Genomic DNA, 21,547 nt, shown 5'->3' with positions numbered 1-21,547 from the left:
CACTCTCCAATCGAATCGATACCCAGACCCTCCCGGCGCGCACAGGGGAGACGGCGCGCCGGGAGCGGGGTTACAGGAACTGCTTCGTGATGTTCTCGCGCGGATCGCTCGGCACGAGCTGGTCGAAGATCTCCACGCCGAGCTCAGCGAGCTCATGGAAGGCCTCGAGGTCAGCGGGCGTGGCGTACGCCGTTCGCGCGATCTGCTTGGAGCCCTCGCGGCTCGAGATGTTACCCAACGTCACGTGATCGACCGTGAAACCGGCGCGCGCCATCTGTAGGATGGGCACCGGACTGTTGCATAGGATCATGACCTTGATGCCATGATCGATGTGGCGTGAGAACTTATCCGCCGCCTTTGCCGTATCGAACACCGAGAGCTTGCAGCGCTCGGGGCACGCCATGCGCAGCATCGATTTGCGCAGGTCGTCTTTGGCAATGGCGTCGTCCACCACCACGATGCGATCGACATCGTACTTGGGAATCCAGAAACTGCACACCTGGCCGTGCACGAGGCGGTCGTCGATGCGCGCGTCTACGATAGCCATGCGATCAACTCCCTACATCGCCACGAGGCCCGTGACACCCAGCACGAAGCCGATGACGCAGATGCCCGCGATGATGGCCGTGGTCTTCATGCCCTTCTTGAGGCAGCCATAGACGGCAAGCGTGCACACGAGCGGCAGGAACTTGGGGATGATCTGGTCCAGGTACTCCTGAATGGTGATGGTCATCTCGCCGATGGTGAAGGTGAGCGGGCAGGAGATGGACACCCACATCGCGATCATGGTGCCGATGGAGACCGCGCCGATGATGCCCGCGCAGTACGTGACGAGCTTCATCTGACCGTTCTTCTCAAGCTTTTCCAGGAAGGCGCTTCCCTGCGTGTAGCCGAGCTTGAGACCGAACCAGCGAACGAGCACGTTGGGGATGTTGAACACGAGCAAGAGGATGAACGGGGCGATGGGATTGCCCTGCTGGGCGAACGCGACGCCGAGCGAGCACGCAAGAACGCGGAAGATGCCCCAGAAGAAGGTGTCGCCGATACCGGAGAGCGGGCCCATGAGCGAAACCTTGATGGAGTTCACCGTGCTCGGATCGAGCTCCTTGTCGCGCTTGAAGCTCTCTTCCATGGCAATGGAAATGCCCATGACGAAGGTCGAGGGGGCACAGGTCATGTTGAACGCTGCGATATGGCGCTTGAGCGCGGCCCGCAAGCCCTCCTCGTCATCTCCGTAGATGCGCTTGAGCGGCTTCATGATGCTGTACAGGAAGCCCAAGCTCTGCATACGCTCGTAGTTGAACGAACCCATGAGGGTGAAGCTGCGCCAGAATGCGCTGCGGAAATCACGCTTCGTGATCTGGGAAGCGGCTTGAGTCGTTTCAGCCATGATGCTAGTCCTCCCATTCGTCATCGTCTGCCACGGCGACCGTCTGCGCCGCAACGACCTGCTGCTCGGACCTGATCTGCCAGATGATCAGCGCGATGGCAACTGCGACGGCAGCCATGCCGACCATGTTGAGATCAAAGCCCACGAAGGCGGCGGGAACGAAGCCCAGGATGAAGTACGGCCACATCGAACCGTCCATGATGATGCTCATGAGCAGGGCGAAGCCCAGGCACGGCAGCAGCGCGGCAATACCGTTCAGGCCGGAGCTGACCCAATCGGGCAAACCGCCCACGATGGCATCGATAAGATCGCCGCCGAGGTACATCAACATGAAGATGAGCACGAAGGTCTTGATGGCCGAGAGCAGTACGCACATCCAGTGCAATGCGGTGAGCTTGGTGATCTTGAGCTGCTCGATCGCCTTGTCAGCCTCGAGCATCACGCCGGAGTACGCAGCCATGAGCAGCGTGTTCACGAACTGCATGATGACCGACACGGGGACGCCGAACATGATGGCGCTCTCCAAGCCGGTACCCGTAGCGATGGCAACCGCGGCGCCAACGGTACCGCCGGTGCCGATGTCCAAGCCAGCGGTGGGACCGATGGCAGTCGCACCCATCCACATGAGCTGCATCTGCGCACCGAGCACAAGACCCTTGGTGACGTCGCCCAAAATGAGGCCGACGAGGAAGCCCGTGACGATGGGCTCGCGCATCTTGTTCTCACCGAAGATGTTGCCGTCGAGCTCGGTCAGGACGGCCACGAGCGCGATCAGCACAGCTTGCCACAGTGTGATCATGGTTTCTCACCCCTCTATCCGACAACCTGTCCGACGGAGCTCGGGCTGGCCAATTCCCCTACCGTCGGAACGACATATTCAGGATATTGTTATATTGTTATCCTAAATTGATTAAGCAGGGTAAACGGTCGGATTTCTCCGCGAACGGCATGGGCAAACGCTATGTCAAATAACCCCAGGGGTATTTTTACATGCTGTGCGTGGCGTAGACGCGCTCGTCCTCCCAGAGGCGGACGGCGTCCGAGAGCGGGCAGCCCAGCTCGACAGCCGCGGCACGCGTCGCGTTCAGGTCGATGAGGCGCTGGTTCGAGGAGCCGCGGAACCGCAGGGAGATGTCGTGGAGCTCCTGCACCCAGGGGCCGTCCACAAGGATGTCGATGCAGTCGAGCATGCGCCCGGTCACCTCGGTGCGATGGCGCGCGCCCGGCATGAGCTCGTCGAGCGTGTCCCCCGTGAAGCACCAGATGGTCTTGGCAGGCGAGCCGTCCGGCCGCGCGCCGCGCGGGAAGCGCTCGCGCACGCGCTCGAGGAACTCCACGAGCCCCCGCTGGTTCTCGGGTTCCATGGGCTCGCCGCCGAGCACGGTGAGACCGTCGCAGAAGGGGTGGTCGAGGCTCGCGATGATCTTGTCCTCGACCGCGCGCGTGAAGGGCTCCCCCGCCGCGAAGCTCCAGGCGCCCGAGTTGAAGCACCCCGGGCACCCGCGCCGGCACCCGCTCACGAAGAGCGACGTCCGCACGCCCTCGCCGTTGGCGATATCGAAGTACTTGATCTCTGCGTAGTTCATCGGACTCCCCTCACGCCGATGGCATCGGCTGCTTTCAGAACACTACGCGCTCAGCGGGCGCGCCTCATGGGAACGAGGCCGTAGACCCACACCTCGTCCGCTGTGCGATCGTACTCGTACACGAGGATGAACGAACCAACCGTCATCTTGCGAACCTCAGAGCCGTAGCGCTCGCGGATGGAATCGGCAACATCGGTGGAGCCGATCTCGGGAAACGATTCAAGCGCGGCGAGCGCCTGCACGAGGCTCCTTTTCACCCGCTCCGACCAGATGGCCGCTGCATCGTCGAGGAAGCCCTCGGTATAGTTCATCCTAGCCACGCTGCGCCGCCCGGCGTTCGATCTCCGCGAGCGCGTCCTCCGTGCCCTCGACATAGCGGCCGGCAACCCTATCCGCGCGGCCGCGCTCAAGCACCATGGCCACCCGCGCCTCGGCGACGGCATGCTCGGCCGCCAGCTCGAGATTCCGATCGTAGAGCTCCTCGCTCATGAGCACGAACGCCGCGTTTCCGTTTTCGGTGATGTGAACGACTTGCTCGCGCGCAGCATCCTTCACCTCGCGCTGCCGTGTCTTGAGCGCCGCAGACGAATAGATCACAGTCGCCATGGTTGCTCCTTTGAACGCAATCCGATACGTAATATCGTACCCGATAAGGCATCACATTGCGCACGATAACACACTCGTCGTATCGCTCGTCCACCCAACTCATAGGGGCATGGCTATGGCAAACCCCCGGACACATCGGCTCATGCGCGGCACACGAAGCGCTAACCGAGCACGAGCTGATGCATTCGGGGGTTCCACCCAAAAGCCGCTCCCCTACAGATGCAGCACGCGGTCGCGGATCTCCTCGGTGCGGCCCTGGTTCCAGAACTGCGTCCCGATGTAGCCGCAGGTACGGCGCGCGACGTTCATCTTCTCCTGGTCGCGGTTGCCGCAGTTGGGGCACTCCCACACGAGCTTGCCGTCGTCCTCCACGATGCGGATCTCGCCGTCGTAGCCGCACACCTGGCAGTAATCGCTCTTGGTGTTGAGCTCGGCGTACATGATGTTCTCGTAGATGTACTGCATCACGCGGATGACCGCCTTGAGGTTGTCCTGCATGTTGGGCACCTCGACGTAGGAGATCGCGCCGCCCGGCGAGAGCGCCTGGAACTCGCTCTCGAACTGCAGCTTGTCGAAGGCGTCGATCTCCTCGCTCACGTGCACGTGGTAGCTGTTCGTGATGTAGCCCTTGTCCGTCACGCCCGGGATGATGCCGAAGCGGCGCTGCAGGCACTTCGCAAACTTGTAGGTGGTCGACTCGAGCGGCGTGCCGTAGAGCGAGTAGTCGATGTCCTCGGCGGCCTTCCACTCGGCGCACTTGTCGTTCATGCGCTGCATGACGGCGATCGCGAAGTCCTTGCCGCGCTCGTCGGTGTGGCTCACGCCCTTCATGTACTTCACGCACTCATACAGGCCGGCGTAGCCCAGGCTGATGGTGGAGTACCCGCCGTAGAGCAGCTTGTCGATGGTCTCACCCTTGTCGAGGCGGGCGAGCGCGCCGTACTGCCACAGGATCGGCGCAGCGTCGGAGATCGTGCCCTTCAGGCGCTCGTGGCGGCAGCGCAGCGCCTTGTGGCAGAGCTCCAGGCGCTCGTCGAAGATCTCCCAGAAGCGCTGCTCGTCACGGCCGGAGGAGCAGGCCACGTCCACGAGGTTGATGGTCACGACGCCCTGGTTGAAGCGGCCGTAGTACTTCGGCTTGCCCGGCTCGTAGTTCTTGGCGCGCGCAACGTTGTCGAAGCCGTTGCCCGAGCGGTCCGGCGTGAGGAAGCTGCGGCAGCCCATGCAGGTGTAGACGTCGCCCTCGCCCGGCTTCTCGCCCTTCGAGAGCTTGAGCTCGCGCATCTTCTTGGCGGAGATGTAGTCGGGCACCATGCGCTTGGCAGTGCACTTGGCCGCGAGCTGCGTGAGGTAGAAGTACGGGCTCCCCTCGTAGACGTTGTCCTCGTCGAGCACGTAGATGAGCTTGGGGAACGCCGGGGTGATCCACACGCCCTGCTCGTTCTTCACGCCCTCGTAGCGCTGGCGGAGCGTCTCCTCGATAATGAGCGCCAGGTCGTGCTTCTCGGCCTCGGAGCGCGCCTCGCCCAGGTACATGAACACGGTCACGAAGGGCGCCTGGCCGTTCGTGGTCATGAGGGTCACGACCTGGTACTGGATGGTCTGCACGCCGCGGCGGATCTCGTCGCGCAGGCGGTCCTCCACCACCTCGGAGATCTTGTCGCCCTGCGCCTCGAGGCCGAGCTCGGCGAGCTCGCGCTCCACCTGGCGGCGGATCTTCTGGCGGCTCACCTCGACGAACGGCGCGAGGTGCGTGAGCGAGATGGACTGGCCGCCGTACTGGCAGCTCGCGACCTGCGCGATGATCTGCGTGGCGATGTTGCAGGCCGTCGAGAAGCTATGCGGCCGCTCGATCATGGTGCCGGAGATGACGGTGCCGTTCTGCAGCATGTCCTCGAGGTTCACGAGGTCGCAGTTGTGCATGTGCTGCGCGAAGTAGTCCGAGTCGTGGAAGTGGATGATGCCCTCATTGTGCGCCTCGACCACGTCGGCCGGGAGCAGCACGCGCTGGGTGAGGTCCTTGGATACCTCGCCGGCCATGTAGTCGCGCTGCACGGAGTTCACCGTGGGGTTCTTGTTGGAGTTCTCCTGCTTGACCTCTTCGTTGTTGCACTCGATGAGCGAGAGGATCTTGTCGTCCGTGGTGTTCTTCTGGCGCTTCAGGCTCTGCACGTAGCGGTAGATGATGTACTTGCGCGCCACCTCGAACTTGTCGAGCTTCATGAGCTCGTCCTCCACGAGGTCCTGGATCTCCTCGACCGAGACCGTGTGGCCGGCGTTCTCGCACGCCTCGGCGACGTTCTGCGATGCGTAGATGATCTGGCGCTCGGAGAGGCGGTCGCTGTCCGCGACATCCCCGTTCGCCGCCCGGATGGCGTTCTCGATCTTCGTGATGTCGAACGCGACCTCGATGCCGCTGCGCTTGATGATCTTCATGGCGTGCCCTTCATGGTTATCGGTCTGGTGCCGTAAGATGTCCGTCTGAAAACTTCTGCCGCTCCATCTTACGCGAAGTTGGCATCACCATATGCTGTGAAAGTTTATTCACTGAGCACTATATATTGTGTTTCAGCAGCTCAGGGACGTGAGGCGGGCGGCGGGGCTGTCAGCGGTTTGTTGAGGGGAAAGATAGCTTGCGCGCACGCACATTTCGTACCTGCGGGGACGCATGGGACGGCGCGCGGAACCGCTTGCGGAAATCCATAACTTCTTCGGAAGCCCCTGCGCGCCGTCCCCCAGAATCTCCAAAGATCCACCCTTGACCTAGATGTTGTGGCGACGCGACCGCGCCCGCCCGCACCCCGCGCGTCGACTCGGAAACCCGGCCGGGATGCGCCCCATTCAGGAGTACAATACCGCCTCGACAAAGGAGGCTGCACCATGACCGAATGGCTCGTCAAGAGGTTCGTCCGCGACTACGAGGACACCGCCGATCCCGCTGTGCGCACGCGCTACGGGCAGTTCGCGGGGATCGTCGGCATCATCTGCAACATCCTGCTCTGCGCGGGCAAGGGGGTGATCGGGCTCGCCTCCGGGTCGGTCTCGATCGTCGCTGACGCGTTCAACAACCTCTCGGACGCCGCCTCGAACATTGTGAGCCTGCTCGGCTTCAAGCTCGCGAGCCGCCCCGCCGACCCCGAGCACCCCTACGGCCACGGCCGCTACGAGTACCTCGCGGGCCTTGTCGTCGCCGCGCTCGTGCTCACCATCGGAATCAACCTCACGCTCTCGTCCATCCAGAAGATCATCGCCCCCACCCCCACTGAGTTCTCCGGCGCGCTCGTGGCGGTGCTCGCGCTCTCCATCGCCGTCAAGCTCTGGATGGCGGTGTTCAACCGCACGATCGGCCGGCGCATCGACTCCGACACACTCGCCGCGACGGCGATCGACTCGCGCAACGACGTCATCAGCACGGCGGCGGTGCTCGCCTGCGCCTGCATCTCGCACGCAACCGGCATCGAGCTCGACGGCTGGGCGGGCGCCGCGGTGGGCGTCTTCATCTGCGTGAGCGGCGTGCAGCTCCTGGGCGAGACCATCAGCCCGCTCCTCGGCCAGGCGCCGAGCCCGGAGCTCGTCGCCCACATCCACGACAAGATCATGAGCTACCCCGGCGTCCTCGGAACGCATGACCTCATGGTGCACGACTACGGCCCGGGCCGGCAGTTCGCGAGCGCCCACGTGGAGATGGCGGCCGAGGCCGACCCCATGGAGAGCCACGACCTCATCGACAACATCGAGCAGGACTTCAAGGAGCACGACGGGCTCATCGTCACGCTGCACTACGACCCCATCGTGACCGACGACCCCCAGGTGAAGAACATGCGCAACTGGATCGCCGAGCAGGCGCGCGAGATCGACCCGCGCATCACCGTCCACGACGTGCGCTGCGTGCCCGGCCCCACGCACACGAACATCCTTTTCGACTGCGTGCGCCCGACCGACCTCCCACTCTCCCCCGCTGAGCTGCGCGAACGCATGACCATGCTCGTGCAGGGGCACTACCCGCGCTCCATCGCGAAAATCACGATTGACGAGAGCTACGTGAGCTCGAAGCAGTAACCGCACCCTCCAAGGGCCCCTCAATCGGGCCGACGATCCCAAACGACGCGAAACGAACGGTTTATAGGCGCCCCTGGAAGTAGCAAGGGGTTGCACGCTAACAAACATGCAGGTAGCCGAGTCGCCCTTGTGTCGGCCACTCGGCTACCCCCTCATAAAACGCTCGTTTCGCGCACTTTGGGAAACCGGGCGCCGCAAGGCACGCTGTTTCCGCAGGATTGGGCAACGGGAAACGTAAATCTTCGGCAGTTCGGCGTCACCACTCCGCGGCAGACCCCATCTCGACGACGGGCGAGAGCAGGCGCACAGCGTTCTCGTCCACGAGGTAACGCGCCCGCGCGCGCTTGAACTGCTCCTTTACGGCGGAAGGCGCAGTCCCGCCCTCGGTGGTGCGCGCCGCGACGATGGCGTCGAGGTCGAGCGCGCCCGCGATGTCCTCGCCGAAGAGCTCGCTCGCCTCGTGGAACACCTCAAACGGCAGCTCGGAGATATCGCAGCCCGCCTTCTCGGCCTCGAGCACCAGGTGGCCCACCACGGCATGCGCCTCGCGGAACGGCATGCCGCGCTTCGCCAGGTAATCGGCCACGTCGGTCGCCGCGAGGTGCCCGCGGTGCATCACGGCGCGCATGCGGTCCGCGTTCACCGTCCAGGTGCCCACCATGCCCGTCATGACCGCGAGGCACTGCTCGAGCGTGCGCGCCGCGTCGAGCGCGCCCTCCTTGTCCTCCTGCATGTCCTTGTTATAGGCGAGCGGCAGGCCCTTGCACGTCATGAGCAGCTGCACGAGGTCGCCCACCACGCGCCCGCACTTGCCGCGGATGAGCTCGGCGAAGTCGGGGTTCTTCTTCTGCGGCATGATGGACGAGCCGGTGGAGTAGGCGTCGGACAACGTGATGAAGCCGAACTCCTGGCTGCTCCACAGCACGATCTCCTCGGCGAGGCGCGAGAGGTGCACCGCCATGACCGAGCAGGCGTACTCGAGGTCGAGCAGGAAGTCGCGGTCGCTCACGGCGTCGAGCGAGTTCTCGATCACGCGCGAGAAACCCAGGAGCCCCGCCGTCATGTGCCGGTCGAGCGGGTAGCTGGTGCCGGCGAGCGCCGCCGCGCCGAGCGGCGAGGCGTCGGCGGCATCGAAGGCCGCGGCGAGGCGCGTGAAGTCGCGTGTGAGCATCCATGCATATGCGAGCAGATGGTGCGCGAGGAGCACGGGCTGCGCGTGCTGCAGGTGCGTCATGCCAGGCAGGATGGTGTCGCCCGCGGCCTCCGCCGCGTCGAGCAGGGTGCGCCGAAGCCCCAGGTTCGCCTCCATGAGGCGCTTGGCGAGCGCCTTCGCGGCGAGGCGCGTGTCAGTCGCCACCTGGTCGTTGCGCGAACGCCCCGTGTGGAGGCGGCCGCCCGCCGGGCCGATGCGCCGCGTGAGCTCCGCCTCGATCGCCATGTGGATGTCCTCGTCGGCGATGTCGAAGACGAAGGAGCCGGCGTCGATATCGGCCTCGATGGCGTCGAGCCCCGCGCAGATGGCCTCCGCGTCCTCTTCGGGGATGATGCCCTGCGCGGCGAGCATCTTCGCATGCGCGCGCGACCCGGCGATATCCTGCTTGTACAGCGCCTTGTCAACCGGAAGCGACGCGCCGAACGCCCGCGTCACCGGCGCCGCATCCTCCTCGAACCTACCGCTCCACAGCGCCATCCGCGCCGACCTCCTCGTGCCATCCGCCTCGTTCGCGCGGATGGGTTGAAACGAACACGTCCCCAAATGACCCATCTACATGAGCCCGAGCTGCGCCGCGTGCGCGAACGGCCCGCACGCATGCGTCCACCCCTTGACGGTGTAGACCGCCTCGTGCTCCGTCGGCGCGGGCTCCGCGGATCCGAGCTCTGCGACGAGGGCGCGCGGCCCCTTGCCGCTCTGCTCCGTCCACGCCTTGAGCGAGGAGGGAATCGCCTGCGCCTTCGCGATATCGATATCCATGCCGTACATGCTGGCCCCTTTCCGCGGGATGGTAATCCTCTAAAGCAATGGCTGCCGGGCTAGAGCGCCGCCGCCTGGGCGACCGCGGGCTCCGTGGCGCCGCCCTCGACGACGCCGAACAGCGCCTGCGCGCTCCCGCTCGCCGCCTCCTTAGCCTGCGCGAGCTGCGCCTGCTTCATGGCCCAGGTCTTGATGGAGAGCGCCTGGATGTCGATGAAGCCCTTCGCGGCCTTCTGGTCGAAGGCGTCGTCGTTGTCGTAGGTGGCGAGCGCCTGGTCGTAGAGGGCGGCGGCGCTGCGGCGTCCCACCACCACGCACGAGCCCTTGTAGAGCTTGAGCTTCACCTCGCCGGTGAGCTGCGCCTGCGTCGCGCCCATGAAGGCGTCGAGCGCCTGCTTGAGCGGGCTGAACCACCGGCCGTTGTACACCTGGTCCGCCCACGTCTGCTCGAGCCCGAGCTTCATGTGGAGCACGTCGCGCTCCAGGCAGAGGTCCTCGAGCGCCTTGTGCGCCTGGATGATGGCGAGGCCGGCCGGCACCTCATAGCACTCGCGGCTCTTGATGCCCACGTAGCGGTTCTCAATCATGTCGATGCGCCCGTAGCCCGCCGCGCCGGCCATGCCGTTCAGCTGCTCCACGAGCTCGACCAGGCCCATCTGCTCGCCGTTCAGGCTCACGGGCACGCCCGCCTCGAACCCGATCTCCACGTAGGTGGGCTCGTCCGGCGCCTCGGTGGGGTCGACGGTCATCGTCCAGATGTCCGCCGGCGGCTCGTTCCACGGGTCCTCGAGCACACCCGCTTCGATCGCGCGACCCCAGAGGTTGTCGTCGATGGAGTACGGCTTGTCGAGGCTCACCGGCACCGGCACGCCGTGCGCCTTGGCATAGGCGATCTCGTCGGGGCGCATGCCCAGGTCCCACTCGCGCACGGGCGCGATCACCTTGAGCGCGGGGTCGAGCGCCATGATGGAGGTCTCGAAGCGCACCTGGTCGTTGCCCTTGCCCGTGCAGCCGTGCGCCACGGCGGTCGCGCCGTACTTGTGCGCGGCGTCGACGAGGTGCTTGGAGATGAGCGGCCGCGAGAGCGCGGAGAGCAGCGGGTACTTGTTCTCGTACATCGCGTTCGCCGCGATGGCGCAGGTGAGGTACTCGTCGGCAAACTCCTCGCGCATGTCCACGACCTCGCACGCCACGACGCCGAGCGCCTTGGCCTTCGCCTCGATCTTCTCCAGGCCGTCGTGCTCCTGGCCCACGTTGCCGAGCACGCAGATGACGCCGTAGCCGAGCTCCTCCTGGAGCCACTTCACGCAGACGGAGGTGTCGAGGCCACCGGAGTACGCGAGCACGACCTTTTCCTTGGCGGTTTCCTTGTTCATGGGTGCGTCCTTTCAAACAGGGGTGAAGCGGACGAGCCCGTCAAAGGATATGAAGATGTCCAGGGTATGGGGCAGGCACGGCAAAACCGTAGCACGCTCGCAGCAGGGCGATATGGGTAACCCTGGGCGGCACGCTGCCCATAGGATGGGACGACGACAAACCTTATCGGGACTCTTGTGCGCGAGATGCGCGGACAGAGACGACCAGTTATCGTCGTCGCGAGATTGCACGCTGGCGTCGCTGCTGGGCGTCGATGGCGCATGCGCCGGGCAGGATGGCGCTCATCGCCATCGCCTCGTATGTCGCCATCGTGTTCTGCACCAGATGCTCCCGTCGTGCGTTGCAATCCCAACTCCGCGAACGGTAGGTGTCGCGGGTTGAACGGTATCCTACCCGATGCCCGAACGCTTTGCCAAGCTAAAGTTTTTCGCGATGCATAATGTTTCGAGATTATGAACGAAAGGGCGCGGGCCGCGCTTACCGCCGCTGCGCCGCGAGCACGGCATCGATGACCTGCGCCACGCCGCGCTCGTTGTTGGAGGGCGCCACGAAGCGCGCATGCTCGCGCATGTGCTCCTCGGCGTTGGCGACCACGTAGCTGTGCCCCGCGACCTTGAGCATGGGGATGTCGTTGTACGTGTCACCGAGCGCCATCGCGTCCGCGGTCGACACTCCCAGGTGCGCGCACAGCCGCTCGAGCCCCCGGCCCTTGTCGACCCACGGGTTCATGATGTCGATCCACATCTTGCCGGCGTTCGTGACCGAGAAGCGCTCGCCCCAGCGGTCGCGGTACGCCTCGGCGTAGACCTCCTCGGCGTCGTGCTCGGGGAAGTAGACCGTGTACTTGTTGACGTCCGCGTCGAGCTCCTCGAGGGAGTCGAGGTAGACGATGTGCTTGTAGAACGTGCGGAAGTAGCTGTCGAAGCACTCGGCGCTCCGGGAGATGAAGCAGGCGTCGAGTCCGCAGACCGTGGGGATGCCGCGGCCGTCCGCAAACGTGAAGGCCAGGAGCTCCTGGTAGGCGGAGACCTCGATGAGGTCCTTGTAGACGAGCTCGCCGCGGCACGAGATGGCGGCACCGTTGTCCGAGATGAACGCCATATGGTCGGCCACCTCGTCGAACATGGCGCGCAGCGTGTAGCTCGGCCGCCCGCTCGCCGCGCAGAACGTGATGCCCGCCGCATCGAGGGCGCGGATGCGGTCGGGCATGCCGGGCGGCATCGTGCCGTCATCCGCGAGCAGGGTGCAGTCCATATCCGCCGCGATGACGCGGACGCGGTCGAGTGCGGTATCGTCGAATACGGTGGTCATAGCTTCCCTTCAGCCAGATGTTGTGCCTTCGCCTGCCCGGGTGCCCGGGTGCCGGCGCGAAGCGGCGGGCAGCGGCGGCCGGGCATCCGGGCTCGGGCCGCCGCGCAAACGGGCCTCGCGCGGTGCGGGCTACTTCGCGTCCGCCCAGGTCTCGCCGCACGAGACCTCGGCGATGAGCGGCACCTTGAGCGCGACGACGCCCTCCATCTCGGAACGCACCATGTCGGCGAGCGCCTCGACCTCGTCCAGCGGGCACTCGAAGTCGAGCTCGTCGTGCACCTGCAAGATCATGCGCGCACGGAAGCCGTCATCGCGCAGGCGGCGCGCCACGCGGTTCATCGCGATCTTGATGATGTCGGCGGCGCTGCCCTGCATGGGGTGGTTCATGGCCGTGCGCTCGCCGAAGCTCCGCTGCGCGGGGTTGCGCAGCTTGAGCTCGGGGATGGGGCGACGGCGACCGAACATCGTCTCGGCGTACCCCAGGCGCTTCGCCTCCTCTACCGTGCGGTCGAGGTAGGTGCGCACGCCGGGGTACGCGCGGAAGTACGCCTCGATCATCTCGCGCGCCTCCGCGAGCGGGATGTCGAGCGACTGCGACAATCCGAACGCCTGCTGGCCGTACACGATGCCGAAGTTCACGGCCTTCGCGCGACTGCGCAGCTGGGGCGTGACCTCCTCGACGGGCACGCCGAACACGCGCGCGGCGGTCTCCGCGTGGAAGTCCTCGCCCTCGTTGAAGGCCGCGACCAGGTGCTCGTCGCCCGAGAGGTGCGCGAGCAGCCTGAGCTCGATCTGCGAGTAGTCCACCGCCATGAAGACGCTGCCCGGCGCCACGGAGAACGCCGTCTTGACCGTATGCCCCAGCTCGGAGCGCGTGGGGATGTTCTGCAGGTTGGGGTTGGACGACGAGAGGCGCCCCGTGGCGGTGATGGCCTGGTTGTACGTGGTGTGCACGCGGCCATCGCCCATCTCGCGCGCGAGCGGACCCAGCGTGTCGAGGTAGGTCGACTTGATCTTCGTCTTCTCGCGGTACTCGAGGATGAGGCGGACGAACTCGTTGTCGCGCGCGAGCTCCTCGAGCACGCGGGCGTTCGTGGAGTAGTAGCCGCGGTGCGTCTTCTTGAGCCCCTTCGTGGGGAGCCCCATCACGTCGAAGAGGATATGCGAGAGCTGCATGGGGCTCGAGATGTTGAACGTCTCGTCGCCCGCGAGCTCGCGGATGCGGGCCGCAAGCGCATCGATCTGCGCCCCGAGCTCGGCGGAGAGCTCGGCCAGGCGCTCCGGCTCGACGTACATGCCCGTGCGCTCCATGGCGGCGAGCACGCCCACGAGCGGCATCTCGATATCGTGGAACACCGCGAGCGACCCCTCGCTCTCAAGCGCCTGCTCGAGCTTTTCCACCACCGCCTGCGACACGACTGCCGAGCGCGCGGCCGCGCTCACGGCGTCCGGAGCGGCGCCCTCCTCCCCCGCCGCCGGGGGAAGCGCGGAGCGCAGGTAGGTGTCCGCGAGGTAGGCCGCGTCGAAATCGGAGTGCACCGAATCGAGCAGGTACGCCGCGACGGTGGTATCGAAGAGGCGCGCGGGTTCCGCCACGAGCGGGTCGAGCGCCTCGGGCAGGGAGGAGTCCACGGGCGAGAGCTCGTGCATGAGCGCCTTCACGTCGGGCGAGGCGAGGCACGCACGGCCGAAGAGCAGCAGGAGGACCCCCCGGATGAGCCCGGCGGCGCAGTCCGCGCCGTGCTCGGCGGCCGCCGCGACGACCTCCTGCGTGGGCGCGGCGGTGCCGTCCGGCTCCTCGAACGAGAGGAGCGCGCCGCCCGCAGCCACCCAGAGCGTGTGCGTGAGCCCGAAGAGCGCGCCGGCGGCCTTGTCGTCGTCGATGAGCGCGGCGACCCACTCCCCCGCCTCGATGGCGCCGTCGATGAGCCCGAAGGCCTCCTGCGCGGCGGCCGCGTCGTCCCCGCGCACCGTGAGCACGCGCGGCATCTCGAGCGCGGAGGCAACGGCGCCGCCCGCATCCTCGCCGAGCAGCGCGAGGAAGCGGTTCTGCATGGACATGATGCCGAGCTCGCCCAGGGTGTCCGAGACCGCCTGCGCATCGTAGGCCGGGAAGGCCGTGTGCTCGAAGTCGAGCTCGACCGGGGCGTTCGTCTGGATGGTCGCCACGCGGCGCGAGAGCAGCGCGTCGTCGATGTGCGCGCGCAGGTTCTCGCCCATCTTGCCCTTGACCTCGTCGGCGTGCGCGATGACCTCGTCGAGCGAGCCGTACTGCGCGATGAGCGCGCTCGCCTTCTTGGGGCCGATGCCCGGCACGCCGGGGATGTTGTCCGAGGTATCGCCCTTGAGGCCGTAGAAATCCGGCACGAGCGCGGGCGTGATGCCGTGGTAGAGGTCCTCGACGGTCTCGGGCGTCATGATCTGCACGTCCGAGAGCCCCTTCTTGGTGCCCACGACCTTCACGTGGTCGGTGGTGAGCTGGTACATGTCGCGGTCGCCCGTGATGAGGAGCATGTCGCAGCCGGCCTCCTCGCCCGCGCGCGCGAGCGTGCCCAGGATGTCGTCGCCCTCCCAGCCCTCGGCTTCGAGCACGGGCACGGAGAGGTGCGCGAGGAGCTCCTTCACGCGCGGGAACTGGGCGCGCAGGGCGGGGTCCATGGGCGGGCGCTGCGCCTTGTACTGCGGGAGCATCTCCATGCGCACGCGCGGCTTGCCCTTGTCGAAGGCGACGGCGACGCCGTCCGGGTGGAAGGCGTCGACCATCTTGAGGAACATGTTGAGGAAGCCGAAGATGGCGTTCGTGGGCGTGCCGTCCGGCGCGTTCATGGTGGGCGGCACGGCATGGAAGGCGCGGTGCATGAGCGAGTTGCCGTCGATGACGGCGAACGTGCGGCGGGCGGCGCCCTCGGGCGCTTGGGCGGTATCTGACATGCGGGGCGTCCTCTCTTTCACGGGTTGGCTCACATCAGTCTACCCCATCACCCGGACATGAGCGCGGCGCGCCCCCTCCCCCGCCGCGAGATGATAAAAAGCGGACAGGCTGGTTTTATCACCAGCCCGTCCGCTTGCATCGATCCGTCGTTGGCGGGGCAGCGCCGCGCCCCGCGCTACTTCGTCTTGGGCAGCAGGAAGAGTACCACGCCCGAGATCACGAGCGGCACCACGAGCGCCGCGAACCCCATCGAGAAGCCGGCGGCGTCGGCGATGCCCGCGACGACCGTGTTGCCGAACATCGTGCCCGCGAAGCACAGCACGTTCATGGCCGCGTTGGCCGAGGACATCATCGACGGGGCGACGAGGGTGCCCGAGCCGTCGGCGCGCTCAGCGAACGGCAGGTTCAGGATGAGCGTGAACATGAGCGAGGCGAGGAACGTCGAGACGTAGAGGAACACCACGATGACGGCCAGGTTGCTCGACGAGGTCATGAGCCACATCGAGGCGGCCGCGCCCAGGCCGGACACCGTGGCGAGCACGCGCTCGCGCCCGCGGAAGTAGCGGCGCGTGATGGGGTCGGAGACCGCCATCGCGACGCCCATGACCACGGCGTACCCGATGAGGATCATGGTGATGAGCTGGGGGTTCGCCACCATCTCCGCCTGGATGACGGGGATGGTGTCCAGGTAGGACGGCAGCCAGATCATCATGACCATGCTCGCCATGTTGTTGCACAGCAGCGACACGCCGAGCACGATGACCGTCTTGTGCTTCCACGCCGAGAGCAGCGACACCTTCTCCTCGGGAGGCGTGCGCTTGTGCGGCACCACGGCCACCATGAGCACGAACGCCACGATGAAGAAGGCCGCGAGCACGAAGTACGCGAGCTGCCAGCTCTCGTTCACGAGCATCGTGAAGACGGTGTACACGAGGATGGACCCGATGCCCGTCGTGGTGAGGACGATGGCCTGCACGCCCTGGCAGACCTCGGGCTTGAAGCTCTCCACGATGGCCTTCGCCAGGCCGTTGGAATAGCCGGTCTGGCCGATGCCCACCACGAAGCGCGAGAACAGAAGGCCCATGAGCACACCCGTGGCGCTGCCCGCGGCGGACCCCATGAAGCCCGCGAGCCCGAACGTCGCCGACGAGATGCCCAGCAGCGCCAGGCACGTGGCCATGAACGGCTTGAAGCCGAAGCGGTCCATGATGTAGCCGGAGACGAAGGTCATGATGATGTTGCTCGCGTAGTACATGTTCGTGACGTTCGCGAACTCCGAGGCGCTGTAGCCAAACTGCTCGCGGATGATGGGCGTCGCCACGCCGATGAGCGACTTGTCGATGCTGCACACGAGCCCCACGAAGAACAGGACGAGGAACACGGAGAGCTCTCGTTTGGTCAGTTTGCCGAGCATGCCTTACTCCTTCGGATCGGGATCGCCCGCACGGCGGCGGAGCCAGCCGAGCGCGACGGCCACGTGCGCCGCCACGCCGCACGCCAGCGCGGACTCGTCGAGCACCATCTTGCTGTTGTGCACCGGGGCCCAACCGGGCGCGCCGGCACCGAGCTGCACGAACGCCGAGGGCACCGCCTGGCTCACGTACGAGAAGTCCTCCGACCCCGCCATGGGCTCGCATCGGTGCACCGCGTCCTTGCCGAGCACGCCGCCGATGAACTCGATCGCCTCGGGCAGGAACTGCGGGTCGTTCTCGGTGGTGGGCATCTCGATGAGGTCGATGTCGCACGTCCCGCGCCAGGCGCGCGCGATGCACTCGGCCATCTCGGGCACGCGGGCGAGCAGGTGGTTGCGGTCGGGCGTGCTGAGCGTGCGCATGTTCGCCTGCAGCACCGCCTCGTCGGGGATGATGTTGGTGAGGGTGCCGCCCGCGAGCGCCCCGATGGAGAACGTCACCATCTTGGAGGGGTCGGCCTCGCGCGTGAACAGCAGGTTGAGCTGGGTGTAGATCTGCGTGGCGATCATGTTGGGGTCGATGGTGAGCTGCGGCTGCGAGCTGTGCCCGCCGCGGCCGCGCACCGTGATGGTCCAGCAGTCCATGGACGAGGTGGAGGCACCGGGCGCGTAGAACACCTGGCCGAGCGGCTTGTCGGGCATGACGTGCAGGGCGAAGGCCGCGTCCACGCGCGGGTTCTCCAAAAGGCCGTCTCGCATCATGAGCGCGGATCCCATGCCCATCTCCTCGCCGGGCTGGAACATGAGCTTGACCGTGCCGGGCAGCTCCGCCTCGTGCTCCTTGAGGATGCGCGCCGCGCCCAGGAGCATCGCCGTGTGCGCGTCGTGCCCGCAGGCGTGCATGGCGCCCGCGCGCTCCGAGGAGAACGGCAGCCCCGTCTCCTCGCCCATGGGCAGCGCGTCCATATCGGCGCGGAGCAGGATGCACGGGCTCCCGGAACCGATCGCGGCCACGATGCCGGTCGTCTCCTCGTAGTGGCCGTAGCCGCCGCGCTCGTAGAGGTCGATCGTCTCCTGCGGGATGGCGCCGCCGCACGGGCGCCAGGCGATGCCCATCCCGTCCAGGGCGCGCCCCACGTACGCGGCCGTGTCCGGGGTCGCGAAGCCCACCTCGGGGCACCGGTGCAGGGCGCGGCGGTCCTGGATCACGTCGTCCAGGACGCCCTCCGCCGCCGCTCGTATATCAAACATGGATGCTCCTCTCACAGGGCGCCCCGCCTGGCCGACGCGTGCGCGCGCGGGAAGACGGGGCGCGGGGCAGGCTTAGAAGCGCAGGGACAGGCAGGAGAGGCCGCCGTCGACCTTGCGGTACTCGGAGGTGTCGACCACGAGCGTCTTGTAGCCCAGGTCCTGGACCGCCTTGAGCACGGTCGGGTAGCCCTCGGCCACGATGACGGTGCCGTTCACCCAGATGCAGTTCGCGCCGTAGGCCTCCTCCTCGGGCACGACGATCTTGTTGTACTGGGCGAAGTCCGGCTTGTCGATGAACTCGCCCGAGACGAGCATGTTGCCGTTCTCGATGTAGTTCACGCCGGTCTTGAGGTGCAGCACCTCCTCGAGCGGCACCTCGGAGCCCTCGAGGCCCCAGCCCTCGAGGATCTCGATGAACTGGCGGATGCCCTCCTCGTTCGTGCGCGCGGAGCGGCCCACGTAGAAGTGGTCGCCCACCATCATGACGTCGCCGCCGTCGAGGGTGCCGGGAGCCTCGATGCGCTTCACGTGCTCGTCGTCGAAGAAGCGCCGGACGACCGGCTCGATCTCGTCCTTCTCGCCGTTGCGCGAGGCGGCGCCGGGATTGGTGATGATGGCGCCGCAGCGGGTGATGACCGCCGGGTCCTCGACGAAGCAGCTGTCCGGGTACTCCTCGAGCGCCGGCAGCACCGTCACGTCGACGCCGCACTGCTCGAGCGCGTGCTCGTAGTCGTAGTGCTCCTCGATGGCGCGCTCGTAGATGGGCTGGCCGAGCTCCGGGGCGCTCGTGATGCCCTGGCTGAGCGAACGGCCGGGACGGCGGATGATGACATGGCTGAACTTGGTCATGGTTTCTCCTTGGGGTTCGGGGCGAGCGGGGCCTCGCCCGCCCGCCGCATGGGGACTACGGTACGCCTGCGCGCAAGGCGCGGCGCTCTTTTGCATATTGTATACAATTTATTAACCAAGGCGCATAGCTTCCGGTGAACGGTCGAGCGCGCCGCGGCAGCGCGCAGCCCCTATACTGGAAGGGATGGATCATCACGGATAAGGAACGCCCATGGAAACCATCCGTCGCCCGCTCAAAGACCATGTATACGAGCACATCGCCCACCAGATCGATGCGGGGGCGCTCTCCGCGGGCGACCGCGTGAGCGAGCAGGCCATCAGCGACGCCCTCGGCGTTTCGCGCACGCCGGTGCGCGAGGCCCTCATCGAGCTCGCCTGCGACGGCTACCTCGACAACATCCCCCGCCGCGGCTTCCGCGTGCGCGGCTTCGACCGGCAGAGCGCCCGGGAGGTCTTCGAGATCATCGGCCCGCTCGACGGGCAGGCGGCGTTTCTGGCCTGCCCGCGCCTCGAAGACGAGGACTTCGCGCAGCTCCGCTTCCTCATCGACTCCATGGACGCCGCCATAGGGCGCGGGCTCGTGAGCCGCTACGACGACCTACAGCGCGAGTTCCATCACACCTACGCGCAGCGCAGCGGCAACGAGCGGCTCGTCGGGCTGCTCCGGCAGTTCGAGCGCTGCTTCATCAAGCACGGGTACGAGACGGTGGACGAGCCCACCGGGCGCGCGCTCCTGCAGCAGGCGAACGACGAGCACCGGCGCATCCTCGAGCTGCTCGAGGCGCGCGACGCGGCGGGCGCGCGCGACTATATCCGCGACGTGCACTGGAGCGTCGAGAACGCGCCCTTCACCGCCTGGTAGCCACATGATAAAAAGCAGGCAGGCCGGTTTGCATCATCTTCGGACGACACGATGCAAACCAGCCTGCCCGCTTCTTGTCAAAACAGGCGCCGCCGGCACACGGGCACCGGCGGCGCGATGCATGCGTCAGGCTACGCGGCAAGGCGGCGCAGCGCATCGACGAGCAGCTCGTAGAAGCGCTCGAACGACGCGAGCTCCAGGTGCTCGTCGGGCGTGTGGACGTCCGAGAGCGTGGGGCCGACGGCGATGGCGTCCAGCCCGGGCAGCGACTCGGCGAACAGGCCGCACTCGAGGCCGGCGTGGATGGACTCGATGCGCAGCTCCTTGCCGAAGAGCTCGCGGTAGCTCTCCTGGAAGACCTCGCGCACGTGCGAGTGCTCGGCATAGCTCCAGCCGGGGTACTCGTTCTCGAACACCGCGTCGAAGCCGAAGGCGTCGGCGAGCGTGCGGATGCGCTCCTTGACGTCCTCCTGGAGCGAGGTGATGGACGAGCGCGGCGAGAGCAGGAACTTCACCTGGTCGGCCTCGGTGGCGACCACGCCGATGTTCGACGAGACCTCGACCGAGCCGTCCGCCGCGACGTTGCGGCGCATCACGCCGTTCGGGGCGAGGCGCAGCGCGCCCACGAACGCGCGCGCGTCGGCGTCGCTCATCACCTCGGCCTCCGCATCGTCCACGACCTCGATCGCGCAGGTGAACCCGGGGTCGAAGACCTCGAGCTCGGCGGTGACGGCGTCGACCATGCCCTGCGCGACGTCGGCGGCGGCGTAGGCCTCCGCGGCGTCCGCGTACATGAGCACCGCCGTGCTCTCGCGGTTGATGGCGTTGTCCTTCGTGCCGCCGTCGATGCTCACCAGGTGCGGCGCGCCCGTGCGCATGAGCTTCTCGATGATGCGCGCCATGATGAGGTCACCGTTGCCGCGCTCGCGGTCGATGTCCTGACCGGAGTGGCCGCCCTGCAGGCCGGAGATCTCGAGCGTGAGCGACGCGCCATGGAGGGGCTCGCGGGTCACGGCGCGCGTGAGCGTCGCCACCACGCCGCCGGCGCACGACACGGTCGCCACACCCTCCTCCTCGGAGTCGAGGTTCACCATGATGCGCGCGTCGATCTGCGACTTGTCGAGCGTCTCGGCGCCCACGAGGCCGGTCTCCTCGTCCGTGGTGAACACGCACTCGAGCGCCGGGTGCACAAGGGCGTCGTCGTCGAGCACGCACATCATGAGCGCCACGGCCACGCCGTTGTCCGCGCCGAGCGTCGTGCCGTTCGCGGAGAGCACGCCGTCGTTCACCACGAGGTCGATGCCGTCGTGCTCGAAGTCGTGCTCCACGCCGGCGCGCTTGTCGCACACCATGTCGATGTGGCCCTGTAGCATGACGGCCGGCGCGTCCTCGGCGCCCGCGCTCGCGGGCTTCTTGATGATGACGTTATACACATCGTCCTGGTAGACCCACAGCCCGCGCTCCTTCGCGAACGCGACGAGGAAGTCGCTGATGCCCTTCTCGTTGCCCGACCCGCGCGGGATGGCGCAGATGTCCTCGAAGAAGTGGAAGAGCTTCTCGGGCTGGTAGCCGGTGATCTTATATTCCATTATTCCTCCTTGCGTACCCGTGATCCCGCGCGCTACGGGCGCGTTCACGCACACTGAACACGTACCTGCATACCCATCATGCCAGATGCGCATGCGCGGGGCGCATGCAAATGGTGCCAACGGCCGGCGCCCATCCGGAAACGGTCACAAGTATGCACACAGCGAGAAAAAATATGCAAGATGTGCGCGGCGCGGGGCGCCTTTGAGGGGCGCTGCCCCTGTTCGAGCCTCGATACTGTGTGGGATGCGCGACCCTGTGAGTAGCCGCGCCCAAAAGCCGGCAAAACCGCAGGATTCGCGTGGGCGCAACGCGGGTCTACCCGGCACATCCGAGATCCCACACAGTATCGAG

At 66.4% G+C, this 21,547-nt stretch carries 18 protein-coding genes; 2 read left to right on the top strand and 16 right to left on the bottom strand.

Features of this window, described 5'->3' with window-relative positions:
• Positions 1-70: 70 nt before the first annotated feature.
• The 7 genes from B5G02_RS05520 to nrdD form a co-directional block, all read right to left on the bottom strand.
• On the bottom strand, positions 71-547 hold the full coding sequence (locus B5G02_RS05520) for a PTS system mannose/fructose/N-acetylgalactosamine-transporter subunit IIB (RefSeq protein ID WP_019238856.1): 477 nt from the start codon (positions 545-547) through the stop codon (positions 71-73).
• 12 nt (positions 548-559) lie between these two features.
• Positions 560-1,390: a PTS system mannose/fructose/sorbose family transporter subunit IID gene (locus tag B5G02_RS05515; RefSeq protein WP_094335491.1), complete on the bottom strand. Its 831-nt coding sequence runs from the start codon at positions 1,388-1,390 to the stop codon at positions 560-562.
• A 4-nt stretch (positions 1,391-1,394) separates the two neighbouring features.
• A complete protein-coding gene (locus tag B5G02_RS05510) occupies positions 1,395-2,189 on the bottom strand; it encodes a PTS mannose/fructose/sorbose/N-acetylgalactosamine transporter subunit IIC (RefSeq protein WP_094335490.1) in 795 nt (264 codons plus the stop codon).
• A 187-nt stretch (positions 2,190-2,376) separates the two neighbouring features.
• Positions 2,377-2,976: an anaerobic ribonucleoside-triphosphate reductase activating protein gene (gene nrdG / locus B5G02_RS05505; RefSeq protein ID WP_094335489.1), complete on the bottom strand. Its 600-nt coding sequence runs from the start codon at positions 2,974-2,976 to the stop codon at positions 2,377-2,379.
• 50 nt (positions 2,977-3,026) lie between these two features.
• Positions 3,027-3,287 (bottom strand): type II toxin-antitoxin system RelE/ParE family toxin, encoded by a 261-nt coding sequence (locus B5G02_RS05500; RefSeq protein WP_094335488.1) that lies wholly within the window; start codon positions 3,285-3,287, stop codon positions 3,027-3,029.
• Position 3,288: 1 nt separating this feature from the next.
• Entirely contained in the window at positions 3,289-3,582 is a 294-nt protein-coding gene (locus B5G02_RS05495) for a type II toxin-antitoxin system Phd/YefM family antitoxin (protein WP_094335487.1), read from the bottom strand.
• A gap of 213 nt (positions 3,583-3,795) precedes the next feature.
• A complete protein-coding gene (gene nrdD / locus B5G02_RS05490) occupies positions 3,796-6,018 on the bottom strand; it encodes an anaerobic ribonucleoside-triphosphate reductase (RefSeq protein ID WP_094335486.1) in 2,223 nt (740 codons plus the stop codon).
• Positions 6,019-6,462: 444 nt separating this feature from the next.
• On the opposite strand from nrdD, the gene B5G02_RS05485 reads away from it, so the two are divergent.
• On the top strand, positions 6,463-7,641 hold the full coding sequence (locus B5G02_RS05485; RefSeq protein WP_094335485.1) for a cation diffusion facilitator family transporter: 1,179 nt from the start codon (positions 6,463-6,465) through the stop codon (positions 7,639-7,641).
• Positions 7,642-7,897: 256 nt separating this feature from the next.
• On the opposite strand, the gene argH is transcribed toward B5G02_RS05485, so the two are convergent.
• The 8 genes from argH to B5G02_RS05445 all read right to left on the bottom strand — a co-directional run bounded on the left by argH (position 7,898) and on the right by B5G02_RS05445 (position 18,744).
• Complete coding sequence (gene argH / locus B5G02_RS05480; RefSeq protein ID WP_094335484.1) at positions 7,898-9,331, bottom strand: argininosuccinate lyase; 1,434 nt, start codon at positions 9,329-9,331, stop codon at positions 7,898-7,900.
• A gap of 75 nt (positions 9,332-9,406) precedes the next feature.
• Positions 9,407-9,622: a hypothetical protein gene (locus B5G02_RS05475; RefSeq protein ID WP_094335483.1), complete on the bottom strand. Its 216-nt coding sequence runs from the start codon at positions 9,620-9,622 to the stop codon at positions 9,407-9,409.
• 50 nt (positions 9,623-9,672) lie between these two features.
• Positions 9,673-10,989, bottom strand: coding sequence for an argininosuccinate synthase (locus tag B5G02_RS05470; protein WP_094335482.1), 1,317 nt, complete (start codon positions 10,987-10,989; stop codon positions 9,673-9,675).
• A 478-nt stretch (positions 10,990-11,467) separates the two neighbouring features.
• The gene (locus B5G02_RS05465; RefSeq protein ID WP_094335481.1) at positions 11,468-12,301 is read right to left on the bottom strand and encodes an HAD family hydrolase; all 834 of its coding nucleotides are present in this window, start codon (positions 12,299-12,301) and stop codon (positions 11,468-11,470) included.
• A gap of 129 nt (positions 12,302-12,430) precedes the next feature.
• Positions 12,431-15,232, bottom strand: a complete 2,802-nt coding sequence (gene polA, locus B5G02_RS05460) for a DNA polymerase I (RefSeq protein WP_094335480.1) — start codon at positions 15,230-15,232, stop codon at positions 12,431-12,433.
• A gap of 176 nt (positions 15,233-15,408) precedes the next feature.
• Positions 15,409-16,647, bottom strand: a complete 1,239-nt coding sequence (locus B5G02_RS05455; protein ID WP_094335479.1) for an MFS transporter — start codon at positions 16,645-16,647, stop codon at positions 15,409-15,411.
• Between the two features lie 3 nt (positions 16,648-16,650).
• Positions 16,651-17,895 carry a M20 metallopeptidase family protein gene (locus tag B5G02_RS05450; protein WP_094335478.1) on the bottom strand — a complete coding sequence of 415 codons (1,245 nt, stop codon included), beginning with the start codon at positions 17,893-17,895 and terminating at the stop codon, positions 16,651-16,653.
• 72 nt (positions 17,896-17,967) lie between these two features.
• On the bottom strand, positions 17,968-18,744 hold the full coding sequence (locus tag B5G02_RS05445; RefSeq protein ID WP_094335477.1) for a dimethylarginine dimethylaminohydrolase family protein: 777 nt from the start codon (positions 18,742-18,744) through the stop codon (positions 17,968-17,970).
• 211 nt (positions 18,745-18,955) lie between these two features.
• Between B5G02_RS05445 and B5G02_RS05440 the strand changes: the two genes are divergently transcribed.
• Complete coding sequence (locus tag B5G02_RS05440) at positions 18,956-19,606, top strand: GntR family transcriptional regulator (RefSeq protein WP_094335476.1); 651 nt, start codon at positions 18,956-18,958, stop codon at positions 19,604-19,606.
• Between the two features lie 131 nt (positions 19,607-19,737).
• Here B5G02_RS05440 and B5G02_RS05435 read toward each other — a convergent pair whose 3' ends face one another.
• A complete protein-coding gene (locus B5G02_RS05435; protein WP_094335475.1) occupies positions 19,738-21,195 on the bottom strand; it encodes an aminoacyl-histidine dipeptidase in 1,458 nt (485 codons plus the stop codon).
• Between the last annotated feature and the right edge of the window lie 352 nt (positions 21,196-21,547).

Source organism: [Collinsella] massiliensis (genome assembly GCF_002161605.1).
Lineage (GTDB): Bacteria > Actinomycetota > Coriobacteriia > Coriobacteriales > Coriobacteriaceae > Enorma.
The sequence above is the reverse complement of the archived record's forward strand: the minus strand, read 5'-3'. Positions and strand labels throughout refer to the sequence as shown.